Here is a 12,678-nt window from a genome sequence, read left to right on the forward strand (position 1 = left end):
TAGTGCCGGCTGCTGGCCGGCATCTGCATCGATCCATCGACGGTCCAGGTGCTGCCGGCCAGCGGCCGGCACTACCTTCGCGCTCGACGGCATCGCACACGCCAGCGTATGGTGAAGCCGGTCCTCCCGGGTGAGCCATGCATGTCCAGGCCTGACATCGCTGCCGAGCTGGCACCGCGCATCGCGGTAGCCATCCGCGACGGTTTCGAGCAGTACCACGCCCGCTTTGCGGCGATCACCGCGCGGGCGCGGCAGCGCTTCGAGCAGCGCGACTGGGCCGGTGCGCGACAGGATGCGGTCGAGCGCATCGCCCTGTACGACCTGTGCATCGCCGAGCAGATGGATGCGCTGCGCCGCCTCGCCGGTGACGCGATCGGCGAGCGCGCGCTGTGGTTGCGGGTGCACGCCCGCTACAGCGCGCTGCTGCAGGGCCTGATCGACGCCGAGCTGTACAAGACCTTCTACAACACGTTGTCGCGGCGCCTGTTTGCCACCCGGGGCGTGGACCCGGCGCTGGAGTTCATCGCCTTCGATGTCGAACCCTCCGATGCCATCACCCACCCGGTGGCGCGGCATACCTACGCGGTTTCGCCGACGCGGCCGGTGGAGGCGCTGCAGCGGGTGCTGGCCGACTATCGCTTCGATATCCCCTATGCGCACCAACTGCGCTGCGCCGCGGCCATCGCGGTGCGCCTGCAGGATGACCTGGCCCACTGGGGCGATACGCCGGTACGCAGCATCGAGCTGCTCGACACGGTGTTCTACCGCGAGCGCCGCGCTTACCTGGTTGGCCGCGTGTTCGGCGAGCACCGGTTCTCGCCGTGCGTGATTGCCCTGGTGAACGACGAGCGTGGCCTGCGCGCCGATGCAGTGCTGACCCGGCGCCGGGACGTGGCCCACCTGTTCGGCGTGTCACGCAGCTATTTCCAGGCCAACCTGGCCACGGTCGGTGATGCGGTGGTGTTCCTGCGCAGTCTGCTGCCGGGCAAGCCCATCGATGAGATATACACCGTGCTGGGCCGCGCCAAGCAGGGCAAGACCGAGCGCTACCGCACCTTCTTCCGTCATTTCAACGAGCACCCGCAGGAGCGGCTGGTGCATGCAGAGGGCACGCCGGGCATGGTCATGGCGGTGTTCACCCTGCCCAGTTACCCGCTGGTGTTCAAGCTGATCCGCGACCGTTTCGCGTGGCCCAAGGCGATGTCGCGACAGCAGGTGGAAGAGAAGTACGCGCTGGTGTTCAACCTCGATCGTGTCGGCCGCCTGCTCGATGCGCAGCCCTATCGTCATCTGCGCTTCCCGCGCGAGCGCTTCGCGCCCGCCTTGCTGGATGAACTGCTGCAGCAGTGCGCGCAGAGCGTACGCATCGATGGCGATGAGGTCGAAGTCGCACTGTGCTATGTGCAGCGTCGTTTTCGTCCCTTGAATCTGTACCTGCGCGAGCAGGGTGCGGAGGCGGTGCGGGCGGCGGTGCTCGACTACGCTCAGGCCATCACCGACATGGCGCGCAACAACATCTTCCCCGGTGACATGCTGCCAAAGAATTTCGGCGTATCACGGCATGGCCGGGCCGTATTCTACGACTACGACGAGCTGTGCCTGGTCAGCGACTGCGTGTTCCGCGCCTGGCCGCAGCCGCGTACGCCGGAGGAAGCGATGTCCGATGAGCCATGGTTCCATGTCGGTCCGCGCGACGTGTTTCCCGAGCGCTTCGGCCCGTTCATGGGCCTGCCCGCTGCAGAGCTGGCAGCGGTGCGCGAGCACTACCGGCACCTGTTCGACCCGGGCTGGTGGCAGGGCCTGCAGGAACGCTTCGCCCGAGGTGACTATCCGGACACGCCGCCCTATGCTGGCGCGCACCGGTTGGCGTGAGCCAGCTGTCATGGGTGTTGGGACTGAGGTACTCTCGCCCTTCATCACCAAGGATCCGGCAATGATGCGTTCCCCATTGTTCCTCGCTCTCGCGTTGGCCGTCGGTGCCGGCGCTCCGCTGTTCGCCGGCGATGCCAGCGCGCAGACCACGCGCGCGGTGCGTGCCACCGCGGAGATGAGCATGGTGCTCTCTGGCCATATCGAGGTCACGCCCGAGGGCGCGGTCAGTTCGTTGGTACTGGACCAGAAGTCGATGCTGTCTCCGAGCATCGCGTCCTTCGTGGAGGGCACCATCGGTGGCTGGCGCTTCGAACCCACCCTGCGCGATGGCACGGCGGTGGCGGCACGTGCGCCATTGCGGGTGCGCCTGCGGGGCAAAGCCATGGCCGATGGTGGCTACGAAGTCAGCATGACCAGCGTCAACTTCAGCGAGTACGATGAGAAAGCCACAGATTCGGTGACCCAAGGTCGCATGGCGCCCCCGCGTTATCCGGAAGAGGTCTATCGGAGCGGCGGCCAAGGCGAAGTGCTGCTGGTGGTCAGGATCGCGCGTGACGGCACGGTGGCCGATGTGATTGCCGAGCAGGTGAACATGACCGTGGTCGGACGCGAGCGGACCCTTGCCAAGATGCGCGAAACCCTGGCCAGGGCCGCCGTCAGCAGTGCCCGCAAGTGGACGTTCAACCCACCGACCACCGGCGAAGCCAGCACCCGCGACAGCTGGACGGTACGCATACCGGTCAATTTCGGCCTGAACGATGATCCCAATGGAGCGGAGCGCTATGGCCGCTGGCGTGCCTTCATCCCGGGCCCGCGGCAGGCCGTGCCGTGGCGGAAGGCAGATGCGATCGAGCAGGCCGGCAGCGACCTGCTGCCCGAGGGCGGCATCTACATGGTCGACGGCGCCAAGCGCGGCCTGCGTCTGCTGACGCCGCTGGAGCAGGGCTGACGATCACTGCGGAGCCGGCCAGCCCGGCTTCGCGTCAATCGGCGTAGGGGTAGACCACCACCCGGTTGCGGCCCTGCTCCTTGGCCAGGTACAGCGCCTTGTCGGCCAGCCGCAGCGCCTGCTCGGCATCGACATGGAAGCTGGGGAAGTGGGCCACGCCCAGCGAGACGGTGATGGTGCCGACCGGTTCAAACGGATGGTCGGCAATGTGCTGGCGCAGACGCTCGCCAGCCTGTCGCGCTGACTCGGCGCTGATGCCCGGCAACAGCAGCAGGAACTCCTCGCCGCCGGCGCGGCAGAGGATATCGCTGTCGCGCGAGTAGCGGCGCATCTGGTTGGCGATGTGGACGATGGCAGCGTCGCCGACGTCATGGCCGTGGTTGTCATTGATCGATTTGAAGCGATCGATGTCCAGCGCCAGGATCGCGAACGGGATGCCCTGTACCTGCAGGGCATCCAGCGCCTGCTGCAGGCCGCGGCGGTTGAGAAGACTGGTCAGCGGATCGGTGCGGCTGGCGCGGTTGAGCGTGCCGATGCGGTCCTGCAGTGCATTGAAGCTGTGCAGTACCGCCTGCTTGAGCTGGGCGACCTCGAAGTACCACGCTCGGATGCCGCTGACGTGGTTGATCGCATTGCCGGTGTCTTCGCCGCCCTGCACGTTGCGTGCGAGCTGCCACAGCGGCATCGAAATGCGACGGGCGAACCACCAGGTGATCAGCAGCGACAGCAGGCCCAGCGGGATTGCGTTCCAGATTACCGCAGTCATCAACCGCGACAGCGGCTGCAGCGTGGCCTCGGTCGGGCGCTGGGCGATGATGCCCCAGCCGGTGGCCGCCACCGGCGCATAGCCGGCCAGCATCGACACGCCCAGGTTGTTGCGCACCTGCTGCGCGCCACGCTCGCCGCGCACCACGGCCTTTACTGCGGGGTTGCCGACCACGTAGTCGCCTACCCGCTTGCCATCGGCGTGGTACAGCAGGCGGCCATGGCGATCGACCACGTACAGGTAGGAACCATCACGGTAGTAGTGCTTGCCCAGCAGCGTGTGCAGTGCGCTGCGCTGGCGCAGGTACAGGGTGCCGCTGACGTAACCACGGTAGTGGCCCTGGCGATCGAAGATCGGGTGCGACAGCGAGACCAGCAGCTTGCCGGTGGCCGACTGGTACGGGTCGCTGATCATCGGCTGGCGCGCGGCCAGCGCGGCATTGTTGCCGACGCTGTGCAGCACTTCGCCCTGCAGCTGCAGGGTCTGCGGCGAGGTGGCGATCACCAGGCCGTCGGCATCCACCACCAGCGAAGAGTTGAAGCTGTTGGTCTGCAGCTGCAGGCGGCTGGCTTCGTCCTGGGCCTGTGCCGGGTCGAGGTTGCCCTGGCCGAGCCGCGTGGCGGCGTAGGCCAGTTCCTGCTGGGCAGCCAGCAGGAAGTTCTGGGTCGTTTCGGCCAGTTTGGTGGCGTAGACGCGGTTGGCCTCCAGGGTGTTGCCGACCAGCTGGTCGCGCTGCACCCGGTAGCTGGCCAGCAGGGTGTTGGCCAGCGCGATGATGGCGCTGAGCAGGGCCAGGGCGAGGATCAGCTTGCCCAGGTTGAGGCGGGGAGACAGCGTTCGCATGCTTCGACGGATCCGGCAGGAGGCTGGACCCGACCGGTTCTCCGGAAGGGGCGACAGCGGGAATCGGTGGCCAGGCCCTCGGGGCCGGGCAGGGCATCGGGCGGATTATCGCCAAAACCGGGCGGCGGTGAAGTGAAGTGGGTCGCCCTGCAGGTAAAAAAAAACCTGCCGCAGCGAGCGGCAGGTTCTTTTCGATGCAATGCCGTGGATCAGCGCTTCATCGAACCGAAGAACTCGTCGTTGGACTTGGTGTTCTTCATCTTGTCGAGCAGGAACTCCATCGCGGCCATTTCATCCATCGGATGCAGCAGCTTGCGCAGGATCCAGATCTTCTGCAGCAGTTCCGGCTCGATCAGCAGGTCTTCGCGGCGGGTGCCGGAACGGTTGATGTCGATCGCCGGGAACACGCGCTTTTCAGCGATGCGACGGCTCAGGTGCACTTCGCTGTTGCCGGTGCCCTTGAACTCTTCGTAGATCACCTCGTCCATCTTCGAGCCGGTGTCGACCAGCGCAGTGGCGATGATGGTCAGGCTGCCGCCTTCTTCCACGTTGCGCGCGGCACCGAAGAAGCGCTTCGGGCGGTGCAGGGCGTTGGCGTCCACACCACCGGTCAGCACCTTGCCCGAGCTCGGCACCACGTTGTTGTAGGCGCGGGCCAGGCGGGTGATCGAGTCGAGCAGGATCACCACGTCCTTCTTGTGCTCGACCAGGCGCTTGGCGCGCTCGATGACCATTTCGGCCACCTGCACGTGGCGCGCGGCCGGTTCGTCGAAGGTCGAGCTGATGACCTCGCCGCGCACGGTGCGCTGCATTTCGGTCACTTCTTCCGGGCGCTCGTCGATCAGCAGCACGATCAGGTGCACGTCCGGGTGGTTGGTGGTGATGGCGGTGGCGACCTGCTGCATCATCATGGTCTTGCCGGCCTTCGGCTGCGACACGATGAGCGAGCGCTGGCCCTTGCCCTGCGGCGCCATCAGGTCGAGGATGCGGCCGGTGATGTCTTCCGACGAACCGTTGCCGCGCTCCAGGGTGAAGCGGCGGCGCGGGAACAGGGCGGTCAGGTTCTCGAACAGCACCTTGTTCTTCGACGCTTCGATCGGCTCGCCGTTGATGGTGTCGACGATGTTCAGCGCAAAGTAGCGCTCGCCGTCCTTCGGGAAGCGGATGCGGCCGGAGATATGGTCGCCGGTGCGCAGGTTGAAGCGGCGGATCTGGCTGGGCGAGATATAGGTGTCGTCCGGGCCGGCCAGGTAGCTGGCTTCGGCCGCGCGCAGGAAGCCGAAGCCGTCCGGCAGGATTTCCAGCACGCCGTCGGCGGCGACGCCGTCACCGTGGCGGGTCAGTACCTTCAGCAGGGCGAAGATCACATCCTGCTTGCGGGCGCGTGCCACGCCTTCGGAGATCTGCAGCTGCTCGGCGATTTCCAGCAGCTTCTGTGCCGGCATGCGCTTGAGGTCGCTCAGCGAATAGACCGGGAAGCCTTCCGGCACGTTGGCGTGCGGACGCGGCACGAAGGGCTGCTGCTCGCCGCCGTCGTTGGGCATGCCGTCGTCGCGGAAGCGGTTGTTGTTGCGGTCACGGTCACGGTCGCGGCGGTTGCGGAAGCGGTCACGGCGGTTGCCCTGGCCTTGCCCCTGGCCCTGCTGGCCGTTCTGGTTGTACGGGTTCTGGCCCTGGTTCTGGCCACCGCCCTGGTGGTTCTGCTGCCGCGGCTGGCCGGATTCGCGACCCTCACCACCTTCGCCACCGCCACTGCTGGCAGGGGCCTCGGCGGCGGGCGCGCTCGGTGCGGGGGCGGGGGCCGGTGCCTCGGGCGCGGCGGCCAGCGGCAGGGTCGGCTGCGCCGGAGCGGCGCTGGTTTCGGCGGCTGCCGGGGCGGCGGCCTTGCTCACGCGGGGCTTGCGCACGCGCTTTTCGGCGGGCGCATCGGCGCTGCCGGTTTCGGAAGTGTTATCGGACAAGAGCGTTATTCCTCGCTTGAAGGTGCGAGCGCCCGGCTGGGGCGGCGAACGTTGGGAATGGGTCTGGAAGAAACTGCGTCCAGAGGGTGCGGCACGCGAACGCGGCCGGATGTGCCGACACTATCATCGGCCTGCGGCGCCGTGCAAGGGCTGCCGGGAACAGCATTCATCATGGACGCAGGGCGTCCGCCGGCAGCCGCGGGTGGCGGCTGCCGGAAAACAGCAGGATCAGGCCAGGGCCTTGTCCAGCAGGCCGGCCAGCTGGGCCTTGCCCACCGCACCGATCTGCTCGCCGACCTTCTCGCCGTCCTTGAACACGACCAGGTACGGGATCGAACGCACGTGGTACTTGGCGGCCAGCGCACGATTGTGGTCGACGTTGACCTTGGCGATCTTGGCGCGGCCCTGGTAGGCATCGGCCAGTTCGTCCAGCGCCGGGGCGATCATCTTGCACGGGCCACACCATTCGGCCCAGAAATCGACCAGCACCGGTTCCTTGGAATTCAGCACTGCGCTATCAAAGTCGGCGTCGCCGACATGTACAACCTTGTCGCTCATCTTGGTTTCTCGTCTTGGATTGCACCCGGCCATGCCGGAGGTGGGTGAACTGGGCCATGCCCGGTGGCGCGACCCTCGTCGTTGCCTCGCGGCGCACTGCCGCGGTGCGTTCGGCGGGATGCCTGGACGCTCACGGCCGGCAGTGTACCCCTATCGCAGGGCGGGGACAGGCGCAGGCTGGAACCCAGCGTATCGTGATCGCTTCGAAGCCCGGTATGTGTCGGATTTCACTGTCTTCCCGAAGATGGGGGTGGCAGCGGGCGACACCAGCGGGACCGGCGGGGTCGTTCAAGTCCCGTGTGGCTGGATGAAGGCGCGCCGTCTCTCCATCCGGTGAGACAGGGCATTCCGGTTTGCCGGCCCGAGTGCGTTAAACTGGGCCATTGTGCGGCGCGCGGACCGGGTGGTCCCAGCCTGCCAACCCGCCGCAGGGGCCGCAGTTTGCGACGGTGCCCCTAGACGATGAAGTGCCAGCCGCCCCACGGGCCGGCGGCCATACCAAGACGGACTCATGAGCGACAAACCGCTGACCGATTTGACCTTTTCCTCCTTCGAGCTGCACCCGGCCCTGCAGGTCGGCCTTGAAGGAGCCGGATTCACCCGCTGCACCCCGATCCAGGCGCTGACCCTGCCGGTCGCGCTGCCCGGCGGTGATGTTGCCGGCCAGGCCCAGACCGGCACCGGCAAGACCCTGGCCTTCCTGGTCGCTGTCGTGAACCGCCTGCTGACGCGTCCGGCGCTGGCCGATCGCAAGCCGGAAGATCCGCGTGCGCTGATCCTCGCCCCGACCCGCGAGCTGGCCATCCAGATCCACAAGGACGCGGTGAAGTTCGGTTCCGACCTGGGCCTGCGCTTCGCCCTGGTCTACGGCGGCGTGGATTACGACAAGCAGCGCGAGCTGCTGCAGCAGGGCGTGGACGTGATCATCGCCACCCCGGGCCGCCTGATCGACTACGTCAAGCAGCACAAGGTGGTGTCGCTGCACGCCTGCGAGATCTGCGTGCTGGACGAAGCCGACCGCATGTTCGACCTGGGCTTCATCAAGGACATCCGCTTCCTGCTGCGCCGCATGCCGGAGCGCACCACCCGCCAGACCCTGCTGTTCAGTGCCACCCTCAGCCACCGCGTGCTGGAGCTGGCCTACGAGCACATGAACGAGCCGCAGAAGCTGGTGGTCGAAGCCGAGACCATCACCGCCGCGCGCGTGCGCCAGCGCATCTACTTCCCGGCCGACGACGAGAAGATCCCGCTGCTGCTGGGCCTGCTGTCGCGCAGCGAAGGCGCGCGCACCATGGTCTTCGTCAACACCAAGGTGTTCGTCGAGCGCGTGGCGCGTTCGCTGGAAAAGGCCGGCTACCGCGTCGGCGTGCTGTCCGGCGACGTGCCGCAGAAGAAGCGCGAGAGCCTGCTCAACCGCTTCCAGAAGGGCCAGCTGGAAATCCTGGTGGCCACCGACGTGGCTGCGCGCGGCCTGCACATCGACGGCATCAAGTACGTCTACAACTACGACCTGCCGTTCGACGCCGAAGACTACGTGCATCGCATCGGCCGCACCGCGCGCCTGGGTGAAGAGGGCGACGCGATCAGCTTCGCCTGCGAGCGCTACGCCATGGGCCTGCCGGACATCGAGGCCTATATCGAGCAGAAGATTCCGTCCGAGCCGGTCACCAAGGAACTGCTGACCCCGCTGCCGCGCCCGGAACGCCCGGCTCCGGCTGCAGGCGAGGAAGGCGAGGACAACGAAAGCGTCGGCCAGATCTTCCGCGAAGCGCGCGAAGCCCGCGCCGCCGAGGAAGAGCGTCGGGGCGGTGGCCGCAGTGGCGGCCGTTCCGGCGGCGGTGGTGGTGGCCGTGGTGGCCGTGACGGTGAGCGCAGCGGCGAACGCCGTTCGCGTGGCCCGCGCAAGCCACGCGCGGAAGGCGAGCAGGGCGCTCCCGCGCCGGCCGCCGGTGCCGAAGGCGCCGCTGCCCAGGCCCCGCGTCCGCCGCGCCCGCCGCGCGCCGAAGGCGCACCGGAAGGTGCTGCGGACGGCGAGCACAAGCCGCGCAAGCGCCGCCGCCGTCGCCACGGTCGTCCGGTCGAGGGTGCCGAGGGCGTGCAGAACGCCGCCGGCAATGGCGCCAGCCCGGTCACGCCGGTGCAGGTGGTGGCCAAGCCGGTGCGCACGGCTGCTGATACCGGCGATTCGTTCCTGACCCGCATCGGCCGCAAGATCCGCCGGATGCTGTCGGGTAGCTGATCGGCGCTGTCGATCAGCGGGTAGCACCCGACCGTTGGTCGGGTGGCTTCAAGGGCGTGCCGACCAACGGTCGGCACCCACCCTGGCCGGCAGTTGTGTGGGTTGCCGGCCAGCGGCCGGCACTACCGATCGTGTGACGTCTCCACGACGTCGCGCCGGTCCTGCATAATCGGGGCATGAGTGTCCTGCGCTTCGACAATGTCAGCAAACAGTACGCCGGTGGCCACGAGGCACTGACCGATGTCAGCTTCGAGGTCGCGCCGGGCGAGATGCTGTTCGTCACCGGCCATTCCGGTGCGGGCAAAAGCACCCTGCTCAAGTTGATCCACCTGGACGAGCGGCCCAGCCGTGGCGCGGTGGTGTTCGACGAGCGCAACCTGCTGAAGGTGCGTGGCGGCGATGTGCCCCGCCACCGTCGCGCGGTGGGTGCGGTCTACCAGGACCACCGCCTGCTGATGGACCGCTCGATCGCCGAGAACGTGGCGCTGCCGCTGATCCTGCGCGGCACCCGCCGTGGCGACATCAGCAAGCGCGTGCGCTCGGTGCTGGAACGGATGGGCCTGGGCCACCGCGAGAAGGCGCTGCCCTCGCAGCTGTCGGCCGGTGAGCAGCAGCGCGTCGGCATCGCCCGCGCCATCGTCGGTGAGCCCAAGCTGCTGGTGGCCGATGAGCCGACCGGCAACCTCGACCCGACCCTGGCGGCCGAGATCATGGCCCTGTTCGCCGAGCTGCCCGCGCGCGGCACCAGCGTGCTGGTGGTCAGCCACGACCTGCCGCTGCTGCGCCGCATGCGCAAGCGCGTGCTGATCCTCGACCACGGCCGGCTGGTGGATGACATCTCGCCGCAGGATCTGGCGGAGTAACGCATGGCGAAGAACGAAAACAGCGAAGCCGCCGCCCCCTCGCGCGTGGGCGTCTGGTTCCAGCACCACGCGCACAGCGTGGTGTTCAGCCTCGGCCGTGCCTGCCGCAAACCGTGGGCGACCCTGCTGACGGTGATGGTCATGGCGCTGGCGCTGGCCCTGCCGCTGGGCCTGTCGATCGCGCTGGACAACCTCAAGCAGTTCGCCGGCAGCGTACAGCAGTCGCGCGACATCAATGTGTTCCTGAAGGGCAACGTCGATGGCCCCGGCGCGCTGCGCCTGGCCGGCCAGCTGCGCGACCGCGACGACGTGGCCGAAGTGAACGTGCGCACGCCCGAGCAGGGCCTGCAGGAACTGCGCGACGCCGGCCTCGGCGAGGCGATCGACGCACTCAATGACAACCCGCTGCCCTCGCTGCTGGTGATCACCCCCGGCCAGGGCAAGGACGACGCGCGCCTGGCACGCGCGCTGGAGAGCCTGCCCGAGGCCGACCTGGTGCAGCACGATGCACTGTGGCGCCAGCGCCTGGATGCCTGGCTGGCGTTCGGCGCGCGGCTGGTGCAGGTGCTGTCGGTCCTGCTCGGCGTCGGTGCCGCGCTGGTGGTCGGCAACACCGTGCGCCTGGACATCCAGGCCCGCCGCGAAGAGATCGGCGTGCTGCAGCTGCTCGGCGCCAGTGATGGCTTCATCCGCCGCCCGTTCCTGTACCTGGGTGCGTGGTATGGCCTGGGCGCCGGCGCGGTTGCGCTGGCCCTGATCGGCGCCGCCGGTGCCGCGCTGCGCGTGCCGCTGGCCGAACTCTCGCGCAGCTACGGCAGCCCGTTCGTGCTGCACGGCCTGGACCTGCTGCACGGTGGCCTGGTCCTGCTCGGCACGCTGCTGCTGGGCTGGCTGGGTGCGTGGCTGGTCACCGGCCACTTCCTGCGCCAGACCCGACCGACCGACACCTGAGACCGGCATGCAACCGCAAGCGCTGAAGCACCTTGAAGGGCCCGCGACGCGGGTGATGGTGGTCGATGGCTCGAAGCTGGTCCGCAAGCTGATCGCCGACGTCCTGCAGCGCGACCTGCCGGGCGTGGAGGTGATTGGCTGCGACAGCATCGAGGATGCGCAGCAGGCGCTGGCGCAGGGCCCGGTGGACCTGGTGACCACCTCGCTGACCCTGCGTGATGGCGACGGCCTGGCGCTGGCGCGGATGATCCGCGAAGCGGCCGGCCAGGCCTACGTGCCGGTGATCGTGGTGTCCGGCGATGCCCAGCAGCATCTGGAGCAGCGTCGCTTCACCGAGTACGTCACCGACTATTTCGACAAGGCGCTGGGCCACGAGGCGCTGGCGACCTTCATCCGCGGCTATGTGCAGCCGCAGACCATTCCCGGCGCGACCATCCTCTACATCGAGGACAGCCGCGTGGTGGCCGAGGCCACCAAGCGCATGCTCGAACGCCAGCAGTTGAACGTGCTGCACGTGGTCAGCGCCGAAGAGGCGTTCACCCTGCTCACCGCCGAGTCGCTGGGCCGCAGCCGCCATCGCATCGACCTGGTGCTGACCGACGTCACCCTGAAGGGCGAACTGAGCGGCCGCGACGTGGTGCAGCGCGTGCGCGTGGACTTCGGTTACGGCAAGCGCCGCCTGCCGGTGCTGGTGATGACCGGCGACGGCAACCCGCACAACCAGACCGGGCTGCTGCAGTCCGGCGCCAACGACCTGGTACTCAAGCCGATCGAAGAACGGCTGCTGGTCACCAAGGTGCTGTTCCAGTTGCGCCTGGCCCGGTTGAACGATGGACCCCTGATTCGATGAAGTGGTGCAATGATTGATGAAGTAGCGGACACCCCGACGATCCAGCTGGAACCGAGCTGGAAGCAGCATGTCGGCGATTACCTCCTGCAGCCGCAGATGCGCGAGCTGTCCAGCTTCCTGCGCCAGCGCAAGGCCAGTGGCGCGGCGGTATTCCCGCCCGGCCCGCAGATCTTCGCCGCGTTCGACGCCACGCCATTCGAGCAGGTGAAGGTGGTGATCCTCGGCCAGGACCCGTACCACGGCCGTGGCCAGGCGCATGGCCTGAGTTTCTCGGTGCCGCCGGGCGTGCCGGTGCCGCCGTCGCTGCTGAACATCTACAAGGAAATCGAGAGCGATCTCGGTATCCCGCGCCCGGACCACGGCTGCCTGATCCCGTGGGCGCAGCGCGGCGTGCTGCTGCTCAATGCCGTGTTGACGGTGGAGGAGGGCAAGGCCGGCGCACACCAGGGCCGTGGCTGGGAAGGCTTCACCGATCACGTGGTGGACGTGCTCAACCGCGAACGCGAAGGCTTGGTGTTCATGCTCTGGGGTGCCTACGCGCAGCAGAAGGGCAAGGTCATTGATGCCCGTCGCCATCGCGTTCTGAAGGCCCCGCATCCGTCGCCGCTGTCGGCCCATCGTGGCTTCCTCGGCTGCCGCCATTTCTCGATGGCCAACGAGTACCTGCAGCGTCGCGGCCAAGCCCCGATCGACTGGTCGCTGCCGCCGCGCTCGGTGCTCTGAGCGCCGGCTGGCGGCCGGGCCTGAACGCCGGACAACGTTCCCTGGCCTGAATGGGCCTCCAGAACGGCCCGTTCAGCTCCGCTTGACCGGAATCGGCCGGTTT

The 12,678-nt window shown here is 67.9% G+C and carries 10 protein-coding genes; 7 read left to right on the forward strand and 3 right to left on the reverse strand.

What is annotated here, in order from left to right; genetic code table 11:
* Nucleotides 1–141: 141 nt before the first annotated feature.
* Entirely contained in the window at nucleotides 142–1,872 is a 1,731-nt protein-coding gene (gene aceK, locus AC5P6X_RS03660; RefSeq protein ID WP_049448530.1) for a bifunctional isocitrate dehydrogenase kinase/phosphatase, read from the forward strand.
* Between the two features lie 61 nt (nucleotides 1,873–1,933).
* Complete coding sequence (locus AC5P6X_RS03665; protein ID WP_108270005.1) at nucleotides 1,934–2,821, forward strand: energy transducer TonB; 888 nt, start codon at nucleotides 1,934–1,936, stop codon at nucleotides 2,819–2,821.
* 34 nt (nucleotides 2,822–2,855) lie between these two features.
* Here AC5P6X_RS03665 and AC5P6X_RS03670 read toward each other — a convergent pair whose 3' ends face one another.
* The 3 genes from AC5P6X_RS03670 to trxA form a co-directional block, all read right to left on the reverse strand.
* On the reverse strand, nucleotides 2,856–4,430 hold the full coding sequence (locus AC5P6X_RS03670) for a sensor domain-containing diguanylate cyclase (RefSeq protein WP_088431065.1): 1,575 nt from the start codon (nucleotides 4,428–4,430) through the stop codon (nucleotides 2,856–2,858).
* Nucleotides 4,431–4,639: 209 nt separating this feature from the next.
* The gene (gene rho, locus AC5P6X_RS03675; protein ID WP_088436951.1) at nucleotides 4,640–6,391 is read right to left on the reverse strand and encodes a transcription termination factor Rho; all 1,752 of its coding nucleotides are present in this window, start codon (nucleotides 6,389–6,391) and stop codon (nucleotides 4,640–4,642) included.
* A gap of 228 nt (nucleotides 6,392–6,619) precedes the next feature.
* A complete protein-coding gene (trxA, locus tag AC5P6X_RS03680) occupies nucleotides 6,620–6,949 on the reverse strand; it encodes a thioredoxin (RefSeq protein WP_005411275.1) in 330 nt (109 codons plus the stop codon).
* A gap of 511 nt (nucleotides 6,950–7,460) precedes the next feature.
* Between trxA and rhlB the strand changes: the two genes are divergently transcribed.
* From rhlB to ung, 5 genes are all read left to right on the forward strand, one after another.
* Nucleotides 7,461–9,188 carry an ATP-dependent RNA helicase RhlB gene (rhlB, locus tag AC5P6X_RS03685; RefSeq protein ID WP_049448521.1) on the forward strand — a complete coding sequence of 576 codons (1,728 nt, stop codon included), beginning with the start codon at nucleotides 7,461–7,463 and terminating at the stop codon, nucleotides 9,186–9,188.
* 176 nt (nucleotides 9,189–9,364) lie between these two features.
* Nucleotides 9,365–10,051 (forward strand): cell division ATP-binding protein FtsE, encoded by a 687-nt coding sequence (ftsE, locus tag AC5P6X_RS03690; RefSeq protein WP_005411273.1) that lies wholly within the window; start codon nucleotides 9,365–9,367, stop codon nucleotides 10,049–10,051.
* Nucleotides 10,052–10,054: 3 nt separating this feature from the next.
* The gene (ftsX, locus tag AC5P6X_RS03695; protein WP_005414664.1) at nucleotides 10,055–11,002 is read left to right on the forward strand and encodes a permease-like cell division protein FtsX; all 948 of its coding nucleotides are present in this window, start codon (nucleotides 10,055–10,057) and stop codon (nucleotides 11,000–11,002) included.
* Between the two features lie 7 nt (nucleotides 11,003–11,009).
* Nucleotides 11,010–11,852 carry a response regulator gene (locus AC5P6X_RS03700; protein WP_043034539.1) on the forward strand — a complete coding sequence of 281 codons (843 nt, stop codon included), beginning with the start codon at nucleotides 11,010–11,012 and terminating at the stop codon, nucleotides 11,850–11,852.
* Between the two features lie 9 nt (nucleotides 11,853–11,861).
* Entirely contained in the window at nucleotides 11,862–12,575 is a 714-nt protein-coding gene (gene ung / locus AC5P6X_RS03705; RefSeq protein ID WP_108270004.1) for a uracil-DNA glycosylase, read from the forward strand.
* Nucleotides 12,576–12,678: the final 103 nt, after the last annotated feature.

It is taken from the genome of Stenotrophomonas sp. YJH_SMC_40 (genome assembly GCF_059368615.1).